Genomic DNA, 18,378 nt, shown 5'->3' with positions numbered 1-18,378 from the left:
CTGCGAAAGGTTGACCGATGCGGCTGGTCCTTGCTCAGTTCGCCAAGCACCGATGGTGGTTCGCTGGTCTGATCGTCTTCCAGTTGGTCAGCGTCACCGCCACCTTGTATCTGCCGACGATCAATGCGGATCTGATCGACAACGGCCTACTGCGCACGGACGTCGGGCACATCTGGACGGCCGGCGGGTGGATGGTGGTCGTCAGTATCGTCCAGTTGCTGGCAGCGGCGATCTCGTCCTATGCCGGAACGCGCGCGGCCACAAACGCTGCGCACGACCTGCGGTCAGACGTCTACGACAAGATCGCGACTTTCTCCAGCCGGGAACATCAGGACTTCGGCACGCCGACGCTGATCACTCGCAGCACCGACGACGTTCAGCAAGTACAAGCGTTTCTGCTCACCCTCGGCACAGTGGCGGCCGCCGCACCGATCACGATGCTGGGCGGGGCCTATATGGCGTTGCGTGCGGATGCCGGCCTGTCCCTTCTCATCGTCGTGGCAGTCGTCGTACTGGGTGTGGCGTTGGCGGTGATCCTTCGCTGGATGACGCGGGTGTCGCGCCGGATGCAGGACCGGCTGGATGCGATCAACCGGGTCTTGCGCGAGCAGTTGATGGGTCTCACGGTGATTCGCGCGTTCACCCGCGAGCGCTTCGAGGCCGAGCGGTTCGGGCAGGTGAACAACGAGCTGGCGGTGGCAACCCGGTCAATGGGGCGGCTGAACGGGACGTTCGTTCCGGCCGTCATGCTGATCACCGATCTGTCGATCTTGGCCGTGGTGTGGTTCGGTGGCCACCGGGTCGAGTCGGGACATCTGCTGATCGGCGGTCTGACAGCCTACGTCACCTACCTGGGCCTGATCCTCGGGGCAGCCATGATGGCCGCCTCGGCGGTGATGATGTTGCCAAGAGTGATGGTCGCGGCGGAACGTATTCAGGCGGTGCTCAACTCCACCCCTATGCTCCGGCCAGCGGGCGTATCCGCCAGGTCGGTCCCGATCCGCGGTGAGTTGGAGCTGCGCGGCGTTGCGCTGCGGTACCCGGGCGCCGATGCTGACGTCCTGTCCGGCATCGACCTACGGGTTGAGCCCGGCGGCACGGTGGCGATCGTCGGATCGATGGGTGCTGGCAAGACCGCCCTGCTGTCGATCGTCGCGAGACTTCAGGACGCGACATCCGGATCCGTCCGGCTGGACGGCGTTGATCTGCGCACCATCGATCTCACTGTGCTGCGCGGTCAGCTCGCGATCGTTCCGCAGCGTTCGCTGCTTTTCAGAGGTACGGTCGCAAGCAATCTGCGGCTGGCCAGGCCGGACGCCACTGACGCCGAACTCTGGGAGGCGCTGGAGGTCGCGCAGGCTCGCGAGTTCGTCGCCGCGATGGACGACGGACTCGAGTCACCGATCGTCCAGGGTGGAACGAACGTCTCCGGCGGCCAGCGGCAACGGTTGTGCATTGCCCGCGCACTCGTTGCCGCCCCGCGGGTTCTCCTCCTCGACGATCCGGTCTCGGCGCTCGATCCCGAAACATCCGCACGGCTACTGACAGCGCTGCGCACAGCCACGGCCGACGCGACAGTCCTGCTGGTGTCGCAGCGGACTGCCGGTATCGGCAGTGCCGAACGGATCGTGGTGCTCCACGAGGGCAGCATCGTCGGCGACGGGACACATCAATCACTGATGGACAGCTGTCAGACGTACCAGGAGCTCGTGGCTTCGCAGGACGCGATCGGGGCATCGATATGAGCCGCCGGGAGCGTGGCCAGCTCGAAGACGGCGCGAGCTTCGCCGCAACGTCGCGCCGACTGGCAGGCCTGTTCCGGCAAGTCCGGATGTCGGTGATCGGTTCGCTCGCTCTGGCTGTGTTCGGCGTACTGGCCTACCTGGTCGGCCCGCGGATCTGGGGCCGTGCGATCGATGCGGTGTTGGCCGGCACCCTGGGCGCCGGTTTGCCAACAGGACAAACCAAAGAGGCTGCCGCGCAGGCGCTGCGCGACAGCGGCCGAAACAGCTTCGCGGACATTATCGAGAGGCTGAACGTCACGCCCGGGTCCGGCATCGACTTCGGTTATGTAGGACATCTACTGCTGATAGCCGCCGGCATATATAGCCTCGGCACCCTGGCGGGATTCGCCCAGCAGTATGTGCAGAGCAGCGCGATCGCTCGCGTTATGCAAACTCTGCGTAACGACGTCGAGGAGAAGCTCAATCGGCTTCCGGTCCGCTACCTCAACGGCTCTTCGCGAGGCGAGCTGCTGTCACGGATGACCAACGACATCGATAACATCGCGACGTCGCTTACCCAGACGCTGACCCAGTTGCTCTTCGGCCTGCTCACCGTCGTCGGCGTACTGGCCATGATGCTGAGCATCTCACCCCTGCTGACACTGCTTGCGTTGATCTCGGTGCCGCTGACCTTCGCCATCGGGGCCGTGATGGCGAAGCGAAGCCAACGGCTGTTCGGCGACCAGTGGCGACTCACCGGAGAACTCAACGCGCATATCGAGGAGTCCTACTCCGGCTACGAACTCGTCACCGTGTTTGACCGCGGAGGCGCGTTCCGCGAGACGTTCGCGAACAGGAACGCCGAGGTGAAGAAGGCGAGCCATCTCGCGCAGTTCGTGTCCGGCCTGATCGCCCCGCTGGTGCTGTTCATCGGAAACCTGAGTTACGTCCTGCTCTGCGTCGTCGGTGCCTTCAGTGTGATCAGCGGGCAGCTGACCCTGGGCGGAGTCGTTGCGTTCGTCCAGTACTCGAGGCAGTACTCACAGCCACTCGGATCGCTCGCCTCGATGTCCAACCTGTTCCAGTCGGGTATCGCGTCGGCTGCCCGCGTGTTTGCCCTACTCGACGAGCCGGAGGAGGACCCTGGTAGCCAGGGACAGCTGCCGGTCGTTCGGCCGCGCCGGATCACGTTCGAGCACGTATCGTTCGGCTACGACCGCGAGCTGACCATCAAGGACCTCGACCTGGTCGTCGAGCCCGGGCGGACCGCGGCGATCGTCGGCGCGTCGGGCGCCGGGAAGACGACCCTGATGAACCTGCTGATGCGGTTCTACGACGTTGGCAGTGGACGCATCCTCGTCGACGGCAGAGACATCAACTCGGTGTCACGGGACGCGTTGCGCTCCGAGGTCGGGCTCGTTCCTCAAGAGCCGTGGCTGTTCGGCGGGGCCATTCGCGACAACATCGCCTACGGGCGGCCGGATGCCACACTTGAGCAGATCGAGCAGGCCGCTCAGGCCTGTGGTGTCAGCCACATCGTGCACGCCCTTCCGCAAGGCTACGACACGGTGGTCGGCAGTGGTGCGGACGGACGCCTGAGCGAGGGCGAGCGACAGCTGATTTGCATCGCGCGCGCGTTCATCGCTGACCCAGCCGTGCTGATCCTCGATGAGGCCACCAGTGCGGTTGATGCCCGCACCGAGCTCCTCCTGCAACGGGCGACCTCGCGGCTGCGGCATGGCCGCACATGCCTGGTGATCGCTCATCGGCTCTCCACCATCCGCGACGCCGACGTCATCGTCGTACTGCAGGACGGCCGGATCGTGGAGAAGGGAACGCACACGCAGCTACTGCGAGCCGGCGGTGCGTATCACCGGCTCAGTCAGTACCAGTTTCACGAGCCGAGCGCCTTGCCAGCGCTGGACCCCGACCAGCCTTCGTCGCTATGAGGAGTTCGCAGTGAGACTCGACCTGCCGATGACGCCGCACCGGGCGCGCCTTGTCAATTTCGGAGGAGACAAAGCGATCGCGTCGCGTCTCCCCATGAGCAGTCGAGTCGTCGCGGGGCCCTGGGCGGCCAAGTCTCCTGAGCCATCCAGCGGCTTCCCTGTGACAGCCATACCCAGAGCCCCTGGGCCCGCCGATCTTGGGAATGACCAGCTCAGACCCACATCAAGAGAGAAATCGCTACCGCCTTCACCCATTACGTCAAGCAGCACCACACGCCCGACTCCGAGGAGCTGGGCCGTCACTGGACAGGCATCCCCAGCTCGCCTACTGCGGCGGCCTGTCTCCTCGATGTCTCCACCCGCTTGCTGAACCTTCCAGGCAGAGCTCTCCCTCAGGCCTCGGCACTGCTTTTCGACCGGACCACGCCGTCGACTTCCGGATGGGGCAGGACCTGGACCCCGCTCCGACATCACTGCTCACCCGAGCTCAGGCAATACGTGAACGAGACGATGCCCTCCCAGCTTGTCGGAAGGACTGCGAGAGCAGACCTTCGGCGAGGCCGGCACCCCTTGATCGCCACCGGAGATGTACGGCACTACTTGCCGGAGCACATCCCTCAGCGGATCCCGATGACTGGTTCGCCGCGATGATCGGAGACGTTCCGCCCTCCGTCCTGAGCCCGAGGGTCTACCTCCGGCGCTTCGCCGCAGTCCAGCTTGTCCAGATCGCCGCGAACGCAGAGTGGGGGGAAGCGGCGCGTTTTCTCGGCATTCCAGACGCGTGGCACCGTCAAGCTTCGGGGGCAAGACCCACAGCAGACTCCATACATTCCCCCACCAGGAACGACCCGAGGTCCTGGACGCTGCCATGGCTCGGATCGTCAACCACGTCTCTGCGCTCCGGAACCACAGCGACTACCGCGCTCGGCGGCGGCACTTCGAGGACTGGACCCTCTCTCCTTCAAGCTGGCCAGAGTTCGTTGATCTCATTGCCCAGCACGGCCCAGCTCCTCTTTCCGTACCGACGACGTGCTTCGAGAGACAGCGTCAGCCTTCGGCTGGGCCCTTCTCACGGGGAGCGAGTGGTACCTCGCTCCTAACGCATGGACCCAGCTCGTCGACCGACCACCTATGTGGAAGACGCACTCGATGCTTCTCAGGAAGATCACCTTCCGGGTTTCGCCGCGCTTCAGCACGTTGCATGATGCCTTGGCGGCGCACGCCGATCTGCTGCTCGGGTTGCCCCAGGCCGACAGCCGTCGTCCTGACGCTGGCCCACACAAAGGCGAGGCTCGGCATCCCGCCAAGATTGCATAAACGTGCATCGAAACGTATAGTCATGCCATCTAGGAGGAGGATTCCATGGCGGTACGTGCGGCAGTGGCCGGAGCGAGCGGATACGCGGGCGGGGAACTGCTGCGTCTGCTCCTGGCGCACCCCGAGGTCGAGATCGGGGCCCTCACCGGCCACTCGAACGCGGGGCAGAGACTCGGTGCGCTCCAGCCGCACCTGCTGCCCCTCGCCGACCGCGTGCTCCAGGAGACGACACCCGAGGTCCTCGCCGGCCACGACGTCGTGTTCCTCGCCCTGCCCCACGGGCAGTCCGCCGCCGTCGCCGAGCAGCTCGGCCCGGACGTGCTCGTCGTCGACATGGGGGCCGACTTCCGGCTGAACGACGCGGCCGACTGGGAGACGTTCTACGGCTCCCCGCACGCCGGCACCTGGCCGTACGGCCTCCCCGAACTGCCGGGTGGCCGCGCCGCGCTGGAGGGGGCCAAGCGCATCGCGGTACCCGGCTGCTACCCGACCGCCGTCTCGCTCGCCCTCTTCCCGGCCTACGCCGCCGGACTCGCCGAGCCCGAGGCCGTGATCGTCGCCGCGTCCGGCACCTCCGGCGCGGGCAAGGCGCTCAAGCCCCATCTGCTGGGCAGCGAGGTCATGGGCTCCATGTCGCCGTACGGCGTCGGCGGCGGCCACCGGCACACGCCCGAGATGATCCAGAACCTCAGCGCGGCGGCGGGCGAGCGGATCTCCGTCTCCTTCACACCGACCCTCGCCCCGATGCCCCGCGGCATCCTCGCCACCTGCAGCGCGAACGCCCGCCCCGGCGTCACGGCGGACTCCGTCCGCGCCGCCTACGAGAAGGCCTTCGCCGACGAGCCCTTCGTCCGCCTCCTCCCGGAGGGGCAGTGGCCCGCCACGGCGTCCGTCTACGGTTCGAACGCCGTTCAGGTGCAGGTCGCGTACGACGCCGCCGCGAACCGCATCATCGCGATCAGCGCCATCGACAACCTGACCAAGGGCACCGCGGGCGGTGCCGTCCAGAGCATGAACCTCGCCCTGGGTCTCGCCGAGACCACCGCACTGACGACGATCGGAGTTGCGCCGTGAGCGTGACGGCAGCAAAGGGATTCACGGCGGCGGGCATCGCCGCCGGAATCAAGGAGAACGGCAACCCGGACCTGGCCCTCGTGGTCAACACCGGGCCCCGCCGCGCCGCCGCCGGTGTCTTCACCTCCAACCGTGTGAAGGCCGCGCCGGTCCAGTGGTCCGAGCAGGTGCTGAAGAGCGGCCAGGTCTCGGCCGTCGTCCTCAACTCCGGGGGCGCCAACGCCTGTACGGGCCCCAAGGGCTTCCAGGACACCCACGCGACCGCCGAGAAGGTCGCCGAGGTCCTCGGACGCGGTGCCATCGAGGTGGCCGTCTGCTCCACCGGCCTCATCGGCCTCCTCCTGCCCATGGACAAACTGCTCCCGGGCGTCGAGACCGCCGCCGCGCAGCTCTCCGAGCACGGCGGCGAGAAGGCCGCCATCGCCATCAAGACCACCGATACCGTCCACAAGACGTCCGTCGTCACCAAGGACGGCTGGACCGTCGGCGGCATGGCCAAGGGCGCGGGCATGCTGGCACCCGGCCTCGCCACCATGCTGGTCGTCCTCACCACCGACGCCGCCCTCGACGACGACGTACTGGACCGGGCCCTGCGCGCCGCCACCAAGGTCACCTTCGACCGCGTCGACTCCGACGGCTGCATGTCCACCAACGACACCGTGCTGCTGCTCGCCTCCGGCGCCTCTGAGGTCACCCCGGAGTACGAGGAGTTCGCCGCGGCCGTGCGGACCGTCTGCGACGACCTCGGTCAGCAGCTGATCCGGGACGCCGAGGGCGCCAGCAAGGACATCAAGGTCGAGGTGATCAACGCCGCGACCGAGGACGACGCCGTCGAGGTGGGCCGCTCCATCGCCCGCAACAACCTGCTCAAGTGCGCCATCCACGGCGAGGACCCCAACTGGGGCCGCGTCCTCTCGGCGATCGGCACGACCTCCGCCGCCTTCGAGCCCGACCAGCTCAACGTCGCCATCAACGGCGTCTGGGTCTGCAAGAACGGCGGCGTCGGCGAGGACCGCGAGAAGGTCGACATGCGCTACCGCGAGGTCCACATCGTGGCGGACCTCGCGGCAGGCAACGAGTCTGCGACGATCTGGACCAACGACCTCACGGCCGACTATGTCCACGAGAACAGCGCCTACTCCTCTTGACGTGCCCGCTTGGTTGTCGCGGGTCCTCGTCGTCGCCGACGAGGGTTCCTGATTCACCGGAGGCCGCTCGCCCTCGGACTATTCCGGGGCACGTCTTACGCCGCCTCCACAGGCCAGCACCGCCCGCCCGGCGGCTGATCCGAGATCTTTCCGAAAGTCGGTTATGACGGTCAATCACTCAGAAGAGGGAAAGTCCCCGGCGCGCAAACACACCGCGCTCCCCAAGGCCCAGATCCTCATCGAGGCGCTGCCGTGGCTGGTCCGGCACAACGGCAAGACGGTCGTCATCAAGTTCGGCGGCAACGCCATGATCGACGACGATCTGAAGGCCGCGTTCGCCCAGGACGTCGTCTTCCTGCACCACGCCGGTCTCAAGCCGGTCGTCGTGCACGGCGGCGGCCCGCAGATCAGCGCCGCCCTGGACAAGCACGGCATCGTCAGCGAGTTCAAGGCCGGCCTGCGCGTCACCACCGAGGACGCCATGGACGTCGTACGGATGGTGCTGGCCGGACAGGTCCAGCGTGAGCTGGTCAACCTGCTCAACGAGCACGGGCCGCTCGCCGTCGGGCTGACCGGCGAGGACGCGCACACCATCACCGCCACCAAGCACCAGCCCGAGATCGACGGCGAGCTGGTCGACATCGGCCGGGTCGGTGAGATCACCGCGATCGACACCGGCGCGATCGAGGCACTCCTGGCCGACGGCCGGATCCCGGTCGTCTCGTCGATCGCCCGTTCCCAGGACGACGGACATGTCTACAACGTCAATGCTGATACGGCGGCTGCGGCACTCGCTGCTGCTCTGGGCGCCGAGACCCTCATGGTCCTCACGGACGTCGAGGGCCTCTACGAGGACTGGCCCCACAGCGACGAGGTGATCAGCCGCCTCACCGCCGCCCAGCTGGAGAAGCTGCTGCCGGAGTTGTCCTCCGGCATGGTGCCGAAGATGGAGGGCTGTCTGCACGCCGTGCGCAACGGAGTCCAGACCGCCCGGGTCATCGACGGCCGGGTCCAGCACTCGATCCTGCTGGAGATCTTCACGGACGAAGGAATCGGCACGATGGTCGTGCCGGACGCACCTGAGGGGGATGCCGAATGACCGGGACCGCGGCAAACGCAGAGTACGCCCAGCGGTGGCAGGGCTCGCTCATGAACAACTACGGCACCCCTCGGCTCCCTCTCGTGCGCGGTGCGGGCCTCAAGGTCTGGGACGCCGACGGCAAGCAGTACCTGGACTTCGTCGGTGGCATCGCGACGAACGCGCTGGGCCACGCCCACCCCGCGATCGTCGAGGCCGTGAGCACACAGATCGCGTCCCTCGGCCACATCTCCAACTTCTTCATGGCCGAGCCGACCGTCGCCCTCGCCGAGCGGCTCCTGCAGCTCTTCGGCCGGGACGGCAGGGTCTTCTTCTGCAACTCCGGCGCCGAGGCCAACGAGGCGGCCTTCAAGATCGGCCGGCTGACCGGCCGGACCCACATCGTCGCCACCGAGGGCGGCTTCCACGGCCGCACGATGGGCGCCCTCGCGATGACCGGCCAGGCCGGCAAGCGGGAGCCGTTCCTGCCCCTGCCCGGTGAGGTCACGCACGTGCCGTTCGGCGACGCGCAGGCGCTGGCCGCCGCGGTCACCGAGGAGACGGCCCTCGTGATCATCGAGCCGATCCAGGGGGAGCTCGGGGTCGTGGTGCCGCCGGCCGGCTATCTGAAGGCGGCGCGGGCGATCACCGCCGCCAGCGGTGCGCTGCTCGTCCTCGACGAGGTGCAGACCGGCATCGGCCGGACCGGGCACTGGTTCGAGTACCAGGCCCACGAGGGCGTCCTGCCGGACGTCGTCACCCTCGCCAAGCAGCTCGGCGGCGGGCTGCCGCTGGGCGCGACGGTCGCCTTCGGGCGGGCCGCGGAGCTGCTCCAGCCGGGCCACCACGGGACGACCTTCGGCGGCAACCCGGTCGCGTGCGCCGCCGGCCTGGCGGTTCTGGACACCATCGCGAACGACGGGTTGCTGGAGAACGTCAAGCGGCAGAGCGAGAAGTTGCGGGACGGGATCGAGGCGCTGGGCCACCCGCTGATCGGTCATGTCCGGGGCTCGGGACTGCTCCTGGGTATCGTGCTCACCGAGCCGCACGCCGCCAAGGTGCAGCAGGCGGCTCAGGACGCCGGTTTCCTGGTGAACGCGCCCGCCCCCGATGTCGTACGGCTCATGCCGCCGCTGAACCTCGGGGACGACGAAGTGGAAGCGCTTCTTCAGGCCCTTCCCGGCATCCTTGATCTGGCCAACGGGGACGGATGATCCGGGGAATGAGACGACGATGAGTCAGGCACAGGACCACGAGCAGAACGGGGTCGCCGGGCCTGCCGTGCCGCAGACCCGCACCGCACGCCACCGCCGGATCGTGGACATCCTCAACCGGCAGCCCGTGCGGTCGCAGAGTCAGTTGGCGAAGCTGCTGTCGGACGACGGGCTGAGCGTCACTCAGGCGACGCTCTCCCGGGATCTGGACGAGCTCAACGCGGTGAAGATCCGCAACAACGACGGTGACCTCATCTACGCGGTGCCGAGCGAGGGCGGATTCCGTACGCCTCGGGCGCCGCTGGGGGAGTCGGCGAAGGAGGAGCGGATGCGGCGGTTGTCGCAGGAGTTGCTCATCTCCGCGGAGGCTTCCGCGAATCTCGTGGTCCTGCGGACCCCTCCGGGGGCGGCGCAGTTCTTGGCCTCGGCCATTGACCAGGCCGAGCTGCAGGACATCCTGGGGACCATTGCCGGTGACGACACGTTGCTGTTGATCAGCCGGAACCCCACGGGGGGTCAGGCCCTGGCTGATCATTTGCTGCGGTTGGCTCAGAACGGGCACTAGTCGCCGTAGGGGCTGTTGTTCGTGGTCGGCCGCGGGTTCGTTGTGGCTGGTCGCGCAGTTCCCCGCGCCCCTTGGGCGTTGCAGCCGGCGGCACCCGCCGGCGCGGGTGAGCGTCACGCCCACGCAGTCTCAGCCGAGTCGCGCCGCCAGCCCCCCGGTGCAGCGGACCTCATCGCCCGCCGTGATCAAGAGCGCCTCTACGTCCGGCAACGACTCCAGCCAACGCAAACCCTGTCTCGACCCCATCGCGAAAGCCGCCGTCGCCCAGCAGTCCGCCCAGGTCACTGACGGGGCCACCACCGTCACCGCCACCAGGTCCGTCACCGCTGAGCGGCCCGTGCGGGGGTCGACGATGTGGGCGCCGCGTTCTGCCGTGCCGGACGTGGCCACCGCCAGTTCGGGCAGGCCGGCGGCGGAGATCACGGCAGCCAGGCCGCCCGGGCGGAGAGGGTCGGCGACCCCCACCCGCCAGGGGCGCTGCGTGCCCGGTACGCCCAGGAGCTGGACGTCACCGCCGCCGTTGAGGCTGACGCCGGTCACGCCGGGGACCGTCGCCAGGGCACGTGCGGCGCGTTCGACGGACCAGCCCTTGACGATGCCGGTCGGGTCGAGGCGGCCCTCGTACGACGTGCTGAACCAGCCCTCGCTGGTCCGCTCGGCCTCCGCGCCCAGTTCGAGCACCTCGACGACCTCCGGATCGCACTCGTCGACGGTCAGCTCGCCGCGCGCCAGCCGGGAGATCTGGCTGTCGTCGCGGTAGGTGCTGAACACCTCGTCGATCCGGTGCAGCCCGGCGACCGCCTCTTCCAGTGCCGACCGCACGGCACCGGGGTCCCCGCCGCGGACGTCGAAGGAGAAGACCGTCCCCATGACCTCCTCCGCATGACGCACCGCGGCGGGAGCTTCTGTCGGTTCCACCACCGCGTCAGCCACCGGCCTGGTCCAGTGCCGACTGGAGCGATTCCTTGTAGCCGGCGCTGGTGTAGGTGGCTCCGGACACCGCGTCGATGTCGGCGCTCCCGGCTGCCACCGCTGCCTGGTTGAGCTGCGGTACGGCGTTGGCGGTGATCTGGTCGCTCCGGCCGCCCTTGGGCGTCTGGACCGCCTCGGCCTTGGTGATCTTTCCGCCGCTGACGGTGATACGGACCTGGACGGGGCCGTACTGCGTCTGGGAGACGCCGCCGGTGACGGTGCGAGCCTGGGCGGCGCCCGCGTCCTGGGAGCCGGAGCCCTGGGAGCCCGACCCCTGGGACGAACCGGCGCTCGCCCGCGCCTTGTCCAGGGCGGACTGGAGGGATTCCTTGTAGCCGGCACTGGTGTATGTCGCTCCGGAGACGGCGTCGATGTCGGCGCTGCCTGCCGCTACGGCGGCCTGGTTGAGTTTGGGTACGGCGTTGGCGGTGATCTGGTCGCTCTGGCCGCCCTTGGGGGCCTGGACGGTCTCGGCCTCGGTGATCTTTCCGCCGTTGACGGTGATGCGGACCTGGACCGCGCCGTACTGCGTCTGGACGGCGTCGCCGGTGACGGTGGCCGCCTGTGCGGCGCCCGACCCCTGGGACGAACCGGCGCTCGCCTGCGCCTTGTCCAGGGCGGACTGGAGGGATTCCTTGTAGCCGGCACTGGTGTATGTCGCTCCGGAGACGGCGTCGATGTCGGCGCTGCCTGCCGCTACGGCGGCCTGGTTGAGTTTGGGTACGGCGTTGGCGGTGATCTGGTCGCTCTGGCCGCCCTTGGGGGCCTGGACGGTCTCGGCCTTGGTGATCTTTCCGTTGCCCACCGTCAGGCGTACCTGCACGGCCCCGTACTGGGTCTGCGCCGCGTCACCGGTGAACGTGCCGGTGGCGGCCGCCTGGGCGCCGCCCTGGGCCGAGGCCGCCGGCGGTGCGCCGATGCCCGCCGCCTGCGCGGAACCCGGGTCGGAGGCCGGCTTCAGCGACAGCAGCAGCACGATCCCGGACACGGTGGCGGCGCCGGCCAGCACGACACGCCGGATGGGGTGACTCTTCCTCATGGCTCCTACAGCTCCTGAAGTCTTGGGAGTCCCGTCGCTCACATCTCGAACGACTCGTGATGGATGCGGCGGGCGGGCACACCCGCGCCGCGCAGTGCTTCGTAGACGGACTGCGCGAAGCCGGCCGGCCCGCACATGAAAACGTCGTGTTTGTCGATGTCGGGCAGCTTCTGCTGCAACCGCTCCGCCGAGATGTCGGGCCGCTCGCCGTCCGGGCTGTTGACCGCGTACATCAGGCGGGCGCCGCGCTCGTCGGCGATCGTGGCCAGCTCGTCCCACAGCGCCAGGTCCTGGGTGCTGTTGGCCCGGTAGAGCAGGGTGATGTCACCGGACGCGCCCGGCAGCGTCTCGAACAGGGCCCGCATCGGCGTGATGCCGACACCGCCGGCGACCAGCAGCACCTTGCCGCGGCTGCGCCGCTGTGCCGTCATCGCGCCGTACGGCCCCTCGGCCCACACCTTCGTTCCCGGCTTCAGATCACGCAGCCGCGAGGTGTGGTCGCCGATCGCCTTGACCGTGATCCGCAGCATGTCCGGGCGGGGCGCCGCCGACAGCGAGTACGGGTGGGAACTGAACCGCATCCCGGGCGCCTTGAACCGCCAGCGGAAGAACTGCCCCGCCTCCGCGCCCATGCGGTGCAGCTTGCGCCCGCCGATCAGCACGGACACGACGCCCGGGGTCTCCTCGATGACCGCCTCGACGTACATCCGGTGCCGCAGGTTGAGGCGGATCGGGGTGAGGACGCGGTACCAGACCACGGCCGCGGTCACGGCCCCGTACAGCCCGTACCAGAAGGTCTTCGCGGTGGGCTCGACGGCGAACTCGTTGCCGGTGGTGATCTGGTGCCAGAACGTCAGATACACCGCCGCGTACGTCAGCAGGTGCACGTGGTACCAGGTGTCGTACGGGATCCGGCGGCGGACGCCCCCGATCGAGAGGAACGCGATGAGGAACAGCAGCCCGGTACCGATGGCCGCCTTGCCCATGTCCGGCAGTGTGTTGATCGAGTCGATCGTCTGCTGCACGACGTCACCGAGCGTCTTGCCGGCCTGGAGCGCGTACGCCCACATGGTGAGGAAGACATGCGCGATGACCAGGCAGATCGTGTAGCGCCCGCTCATCGCGTGCCAGCGCGCCACCCGGTCCGACCCCACCCGCCGCTCCAGCGCGGGCACCCGGGCCATCTGCAGCACGACGAGCGCCATCAGATAGCCGGCGAGCAGTCCGGTGATCCGCCCCGCGGCGAGGATCTTGGCCGTGTTGTCCGCCAGGGACGGGGTGTTGTCCCACCACAACCACAGCACCGCCGCCGCGCCCGCCCATAGGGCGATCACCAGCGGAACGGCCGGGGAGCGGCGCGGACGGATGCGGCGCATCGTCTGGCGGCGAGCGGCACGGCCGCCTGCGAGCGTGGTGGTCACGGTTCCTCCGGGGACGGGAGCAAGGGGATGCGTGATGGGCGTGGTCCCTTGGCCCTGAGATACGTGCGGGGAGGTCCGTGTGTTCAGTTGTGACGGCCCAGTGGTCGATCAGCGATCAGTACCGGGTGATCGCCGTGCGCCCGTTCGCCGTCCCGATCGCGATGTGCGGCCTCCGCCCCGGCTCGGCCCACCCCAGGATCCGCTTCATCGCCCCCTCGCCGACCGACACACAACCGGCCGTCGCCCCACGCCCCTTCACATGAAGGAAGATCCCGGCGCCCCGCCCCCGCACCGGACGCTCGTAGTTGAATCCGATGACGAGCGCGTACGCGTAGAGCGAGCCGTAGGAGATCAGGTGCTCGGACTCGGCGGCCCGGCAGTCGCGCGCCAAGGGCTCGGTCCAGCGGTTGTAGGCGCGGGAGTCGTTGTCCTGGCACCACCAGGAATCGCGGTGGACACGGCGGTACTTGTACGCCGTGCCGCGCGGTGCGGCCTTGATACCGAAGGCGTACGGCAGCCCGTACAGCCCCGTCGGCGTCGTGTTCGTGCCCTGCTTGCGGCGGGTCCCTTCGACGAGTCCGTTCGCACCGAAGCGGGCCGGTGCCGAACCGGCCTTCACCCATTTGCCGCCTACGCGGTCCCACCAGGTGACCGTGCCCGACGTCGAGCCCTTCTCCGGCGCCACGGCGGTGATCAGCTGGGTGCCGCCCCCGGTGTCGGCCATGCGTGCGGGCAGCGGCGGCTGGGTCCGGGCGCCGGGCGCGGTGCCGAGCGCGAGGAGGGACGCGGACGCGAGGGCGACGACACCGGGGCGCATGGCTCAGACGCTAGACGGGGGGAGCGGCAACGGCACCCCGGGTAGGCCGTCCAGGCTGGTCGCGATCTGCCTCTTGGCGAAGTACGCGCTCAGCGAGTCGTCGTCCTCGCGCGCGAACCGCCTGGCGTGCAGGTCGCGGTCCTCGTCGTACGTCATGAGGGGGACCGCGTAGCCGCAGGAGTCGCGAATGACATCGGCCCGCACCACGATGATCGCGCGCAGGCCGTGGAGGGAGGGGTCGATGTCGGGAAAGTGCCCGAGCAGTTCCTCGAAGCGTGGGTCGTCACGGAAGACGGCCTCACCGCGGCCGTGCACACGGACGATGTTGGGCGGGCCCTGGAAGGCGCACCACATGAGGGTGATCCGGCCGTTCTCCCGCAGATGCGCGACCGTCTCGGCGTTGGAGCCGGCGAAGTCGAGGTAGGCCAGGGTCAGTTCGTCGAGGATCACGAAGGAGCCCTTGAGGCCCTTGGGAGAGAGGTTGACCGTTCCTTCGCCGGACAGGGGCGCGGTCGCAGTGAAGAAGAGGGGCTGCTCCTCGATGAACGTGCGGAGTCTGCCGTCTATGCGTTCATAAGTTTTTCCCACGTCACCGAGTATGGACGTGGATCGTTCGCTTGTCTAAGGAATTGTGCGGTCCATTCGGCGTCACCATGGCCGCCCCGGCCGGCGTGCCAACGGGGCGGCCATGGCTGCCTGTCACGTCACTGGTTGAGCGTGCAGGTGGCGAAGGCCTCCAGCCCCTCGGGCTTCTCGGCCGCGCGGCCGATGGCGGTCTCGATGCGGTTGAGGGCGGCGACGCGCTTGTCCTCCAGGGGGCCGAGGATGGCGTTCTGGACGAAGTTGGGGCCGCCCTGGCCGACGGTGTCGACGAGGCGCTGGTTGGCTTCGTCGATCTGGGTCTGGAGCTGGGCGAGGTTGCGGTCGACCTCGGCCTGTGCGGAGGCCGGGATCGCGGGCAGCTGGCCGGTCACGTCCGGGCACGAGATGGTGCCGGGCCCGGCCAGTGTCCGGGCGTTCGTACCGGCGCTCTTCGAAGACGATGCCGTCTCCCCGGCGAGGGCGAAACCGGCGATGACCGTGCCGGACAGCGCCACCGCGGCGGCGCCGCCGATGAACGCGACGCGACGCTTGTTGTACTTCGGAAGAGCCCTGGACATGCGGATGCCTCACTCGGGTTCGGGGGTGTTGTCTTGCGTGTCGTCTGATGCGAACGCGGCGCCTGCGTTCGGCGAGAGGTACGGGTAAGCGGTTTCCCGCGTTCAAAGGGCGCTCGAATTTCCTGCCACCCTCGACCCAAATTGACGAATCATGCATAGCTCTGCATACTCATGCAGGTGAATGTGTGGTCAGCGCGCACTAGCCTGACGACCGCCTCCCCGTTCACGCCACGGGGAGGCGGTGCCACATCCAGACCCTCCCGAGGAGCGCAGCACGTGAGCAGCAACAACGGTGACGTCCGGCTCTGGGGCGGCCGTTTCGCCGACGGTCCCGCCGAGGCCCTGGCCAAGCTGTCCGCATCCGTCCACTTCGACTGGCGGCTGGCCCCGTACGACATCGCCGGTTCGCGCGCCCACGCGCGCGTGCTGCACAAGGCGGGGCTCCTGACGGAGGACGAGCTGACCCGGATGATCGGGGGGCTCGACCAGCTGGAAGCGGACGTGGCCTCGGGCGAGTTCGTGGGCACGATCGCCGACGAGGACGTGCACACCGCCCTGGAGCGCGGCCTGCTGGAGCGCCTCGGCGCCGATCTCGGCGGCAAGCTGCGCGCCGGCCGCTCCCGCAACGACCAGGTCGCCACCCTCTTCCGGATGTACCTGCGGGACCACGCCCGTGTCATCGGCGGCCTCATCGCCGACCTCCAGGACGCCCTGATCGGCCTCGCGGAGGCCCACCCGGACGTGGCGATGCCCGGCCGCACCCACCTCCAGCACGCCCAGCCGGTGCTCTTCGCCCATCACGTCCTGGCCCACGTGCAGTCCCTCTCCCGGGACGCCGAGCGGCTGCGTCAGTGGGACGAGCGGACGGCGGTCTCGCCGTACGGCTCGGGCGCCCTGGCCGGCTCCTCCCTCGGTCTGGACCCGGAGGCGGTGGCGAAGGACCTCGGCTTCGAGCACGGGTCCGCCGCCAACTCGATCGACGGCACGGCGTCCCGTGACTTCGTCGCCGAGTTCGCCTTCATCACCGCCATGATCGGGGTGAACCTCTCCCGGATCGCCGAGGAGGTCATCATCTGGAACACGAAGGAGTTCTCCTTCGTGACCCTGCACGACGCGTTCTCCACCGGCTCGTCGATCATGCCGCAGAAGAAGAACCCGGACATCGCGGAGCTGGCGCGCGGCAAGAGCGGCCGCCTGATCGGCAACCTGACGGGCCTCATGGCCACGCTCAAGGCCCTTCCGCTGGCGTACAACCGCGACCTCCAGGAGGACAAGGAGCCGGTCTTCGACTCCTGCGACCAACTCGAGGTCCTGCTCCCCGCCTTCACCGGCATGATGGCCACCCTCACCGTCAACCGCGAGCGCATGGAGGAGCTGGCCCCGGCCGGCTTCTCCCTCGCCACCGACATCGCCGAGTGGCTGGTCAAGCAGGGCGTCCCCTTCCGTGTCGCCCACGAGGTCGCCGGTGAGTGCGTGAAGGTCGCCGAGGCCGAGGGCAAGGAACTGGACGGCCTGACGGACGAACAGTTCGCGAAGATCTCCGCCCAGCTGACGCCGGAGGTGCGGACGGTCCTCAATGTGCCGGGTGCTCTCGCCTCCCGCAACGGCCGGGGCGGGACGGCACCGAGTGCGGTGGCGGTTCAACTGGCCGAGGTGAAGCAGGACGTGGCGCGGCAACACGCCTGGGCGAACGCCAAGCGGCAGAGCTGATTCCGACGCCGCCGATTCCCGCGCCCCAAGGGGCGCGGGGCTGTAGCGATGTGCGGCTCCGCCGTGTGGGCGCGACAAGCCACGACGAGCCCGCACTCGCCGAACCGCCGCACGAACCGAGCTCCGATTGCGAAGGTCGTCGCGGGGTACGTTGATCGGAATCCGGTACCGGAGCCGACCGAACGGAGCCCGCGATGCCCTTCGCCCGACTGGCAACAGCCACGACCCCGACCTGCCACATCGGACTCGGGCTCGCCGCAGTCGGCCGCCCCGGCTACATCAACCTCGGCCGAGACGAAGACCTCGGAGAGAACCGCAGCGTCGAAACGCTGCGCACCCGCACCCACGAACTCCTCGACGCGGCCTACGCCCAGGGCGTCCGCTACTTCGACGTCGCCCGCTCCTATGGCCGCTCGGAGGAGTTCCTCGCCGACTGGCTCAACGCCCGCCCCGCATTCGACGACATCGTCGTGGGCAGCAAGTGGGGCTACACCTACACCGCGGACTGGACGACCGACGCCGACAAGCACGAGGTCAAGGACCACAGTCTCCAGACGTACGAGCGTCAGCGCGCAGAGTCCGACGAACTCCTCGGCGACCATCTCGACCTCTACCAGATCCACTCGGTGACCCCGGACAGCCCCGCCCTCACCGACAAGGACCTCCACGCGCGGCTGGCCGAAGCGGCGGCCGCCGGCCTCACCGTCGGCTTCTCCACCAGTGGCCCCGCCCAGGCCGACGCCATCCGCGCCGCCCTCGCCGTGACGGTCGACGGCGAGCCCCTCTTCCGTACCGTCCAGTCGACGTACAACGCCCTGGAGACCTCGGCCGGCCCCGCCCTCGCCGAGGCGCACGACGCCGGGCTCACGGTGATCGTCAAGGAGGGCATGGCCAACGGACGGCTCGCGGACCCGTACGCGCCGGATGCGCTGAAGACGGTGGCCGAAGAGACGTCTCTGGGCTGCGACGCCGTCGCCCTCGCATTGATCCTGCGGCAGCCCTGGGCCGGCGTGGTCCTCTCCGGCGCCGCGACGACCGTACAGCTCGGGTCGAACCTGCACGCGGCGGTCGTCGACCTCGACGACGAGCAGTTGGAGCGGCTGGCCGGGCTCGTGGAGGAGCCGGGCGCTTACTGGGAGCGGCGCGGGCAGCTGCCCTGGCACTGAGCTGACCTGCCGCTGAGCTGCCCT

The 18,378-nt window shown here is 68.7% G+C and carries 14 protein-coding genes and 1 pseudogene; 9 read left to right on the top strand and 6 right to left on the bottom strand.

Going from position 1 to position 18,378, the window contains the following annotated elements:
• Positions 1–17: 17 nt before the first annotated feature.
• The 7 genes from ABIE67_RS09985 (at position 18) to ABIE67_RS09955 (ending at position 10,069) form a co-directional block, all read left to right on the top strand.
• Positions 18–1,745, top strand: coding sequence for an ABC transporter ATP-binding protein (locus ABIE67_RS09985; protein ID WP_370255932.1), 1,728 nt, complete (start codon positions 18–20; stop codon positions 1,743–1,745).
• Positions 1,742–3,673 carry an ABC transporter ATP-binding protein gene (locus ABIE67_RS09980; RefSeq protein WP_370255931.1) on the top strand — a complete coding sequence of 644 codons (1,932 nt, stop codon included), beginning with the start codon at positions 1,742–1,744 and terminating at the stop codon, positions 3,671–3,673. Before ABIE67_RS09985 ends, ABIE67_RS09980 begins: the two co-directional genes overlap by 4 nt.
• Positions 3,674–5,035: 1,362 nt before the next feature.
• Positions 5,036–6,064, top strand: a complete 1,029-nt coding sequence (gene argC, locus ABIE67_RS09975) for an N-acetyl-gamma-glutamyl-phosphate reductase (RefSeq protein ID WP_370255930.1) — start codon at positions 5,036–5,038, stop codon at positions 6,062–6,064.
• Entirely contained in the window at positions 6,061–7,212 is a 1,152-nt protein-coding gene (argJ, locus tag ABIE67_RS09970; protein ID WP_370255929.1) for a bifunctional glutamate N-acetyltransferase/amino-acid acetyltransferase ArgJ, read from the top strand. The genes argC and argJ overlap by 4 nt, the downstream gene beginning before the upstream one ends.
• Positions 7,213–7,375: 163 nt before the next feature.
• Positions 7,376–8,311 (top strand): acetylglutamate kinase, encoded by a 936-nt coding sequence (gene argB / locus ABIE67_RS09965; protein ID WP_370255928.1) that lies wholly within the window; start codon positions 7,376–7,378, stop codon positions 8,309–8,311.
• Positions 8,308–9,504, top strand: coding sequence for an acetylornithine transaminase (locus ABIE67_RS09960; RefSeq protein WP_370255927.1), 1,197 nt, complete (start codon positions 8,308–8,310; stop codon positions 9,502–9,504). The genes argB and ABIE67_RS09960 overlap by 4 nt, the downstream gene beginning before the upstream one ends.
• Positions 9,505–9,523: 19 nt before the next feature.
• Complete coding sequence (locus tag ABIE67_RS09955) at positions 9,524–10,069, top strand: arginine repressor (RefSeq protein WP_370255926.1); 546 nt, start codon at positions 9,524–9,526, stop codon at positions 10,067–10,069.
• A gap of 129 nt (positions 10,070–10,198) precedes the next feature.
• On the opposite strand, the gene ABIE67_RS09950 is transcribed toward ABIE67_RS09955, so the two are convergent.
• The 6 genes and pseudogenes from ABIE67_RS09950 to ABIE67_RS09925 form a co-directional block, all read right to left on the bottom strand.
• Positions 10,199–10,939 carry an FAD:protein FMN transferase gene (locus ABIE67_RS09950; protein WP_370255925.1) on the bottom strand — a complete coding sequence of 247 codons (741 nt, stop codon included), beginning with the start codon at positions 10,937–10,939 and terminating at the stop codon, positions 10,199–10,201.
• Positions 10,940–10,994: 55 nt separating this feature from the next.
• Positions 10,995–12,080, bottom strand: a complete 1,086-nt coding sequence (locus tag ABIE67_RS09945) for an FMN-binding protein (RefSeq protein WP_370255924.1) — start codon at positions 12,078–12,080, stop codon at positions 10,995–10,997.
• 38 nt (positions 12,081–12,118) lie between these two features.
• Positions 12,119–13,501 (bottom strand): ferric reductase-like transmembrane domain-containing protein, encoded by a 1,383-nt coding sequence (locus ABIE67_RS09940; RefSeq protein ID WP_370255923.1) that lies wholly within the window; start codon positions 13,499–13,501, stop codon positions 12,119–12,121.
• Between the two features lie 115 nt (positions 13,502–13,616).
• Complete coding sequence (locus tag ABIE67_RS09935) at positions 13,617–14,318, bottom strand: L,D-transpeptidase (protein ID WP_370255922.1); 702 nt, start codon at positions 14,316–14,318, stop codon at positions 13,617–13,619.
• Positions 14,319–14,321: 3 nt separating this feature from the next.
• Entirely contained in the window at positions 14,322–14,906 is a 585-nt protein-coding gene (locus tag ABIE67_RS09930) for a pyridoxamine 5'-phosphate oxidase family protein (protein WP_370255921.1), read from the bottom strand.
• Positions 14,907–15,028: 122 nt separating this feature from the next.
• A pseudogene (locus ABIE67_RS09925) lies at positions 15,029–15,478 on the bottom strand (hypothetical protein); the annotation flags it as partial.
• 276 nt (positions 15,479–15,754) lie between these two features.
• On the opposite strand from ABIE67_RS09925, the gene argH reads away from it, so the two are divergent.
• Complete coding sequence (gene argH, locus ABIE67_RS09920; protein ID WP_370255919.1) at positions 15,755–17,188, top strand: argininosuccinate lyase; 1,434 nt, start codon at positions 15,755–15,757, stop codon at positions 17,186–17,188.
• Positions 17,189–17,382: 194 nt separating this feature from the next.
• Positions 17,383–18,354 (top strand): aldo/keto reductase, encoded by a 972-nt coding sequence (locus ABIE67_RS09915; RefSeq protein ID WP_370255918.1) that lies wholly within the window; start codon positions 17,383–17,385, stop codon positions 18,352–18,354.
• Positions 18,355–18,378 lie beyond the last annotated feature (24 nt).

Origin of the sequence: Streptomyces sp. V4I8 (assembly GCF_041261225.1) — a bacterium.
Lineage (GTDB): Bacteria > Actinomycetota > Actinomycetes > Streptomycetales > Streptomycetaceae > Streptomyces.
This window is presented reverse-complemented; position numbering and strand designations above follow the sequence as displayed.

Excerpts from the sequence above, each read along its gene's own strand:
- ABIE67_RS09985 (WP_370255932.1), top strand. The coding sequence starts at position 18 with ATGCGGCTGGTCCTTGCTCAGTTCGCCAAGCACCGATGGTGGTTCGCT.
- ABIE67_RS09960 (WP_370255927.1), top strand. The coding sequence starts at position 8,308 with ATGACCGGGACCGCGGCAAACGCAGAGTACGCCCAGCGGTGGCAGGGC.
- ABIE67_RS09950 (WP_370255925.1), bottom strand. The coding sequence starts at position 10,939 with ATGGGGACGGTCTTCTCCTTCGACGTCCGCGGCGGGGACCCCGGTGCC.
- argB (WP_370255928.1), top strand. The coding sequence starts at position 7,376 with ATGACGGTCAATCACTCAGAAGAGGGAAAGTCCCCGGCGCGCAAACAC.
- ABIE67_RS09980 (WP_370255931.1), top strand. The coding sequence starts at position 1,742 with ATGAGCCGCCGGGAGCGTGGCCAGCTCGAAGACGGCGCGAGCTTCGCC.
- ABIE67_RS09945 (WP_370255924.1), bottom strand. The coding sequence starts at position 12,080 with ATGAGGAAGAGTCACCCCATCCGGCGTGTCGTGCTGGCCGGCGCCGCC.
- ABIE67_RS09935 (WP_370255922.1), bottom strand. The coding sequence starts at position 14,318 with ATGCGCCCCGGTGTCGTCGCCCTCGCGTCCGCGTCCCTCCTCGCGCTC.
- ABIE67_RS09955 (WP_370255926.1), top strand. The coding sequence starts at position 9,524 with ATGAGTCAGGCACAGGACCACGAGCAGAACGGGGTCGCCGGGCCTGCC.
- argC (WP_370255930.1), top strand. The coding sequence starts at position 5,036 with ATGGCGGTACGTGCGGCAGTGGCCGGAGCGAGCGGATACGCGGGCGGG.
- ABIE67_RS09915 (WP_370255918.1), top strand. The coding sequence starts at position 17,383 with ATGCCCTTCGCCCGACTGGCAACAGCCACGACCCCGACCTGCCACATC.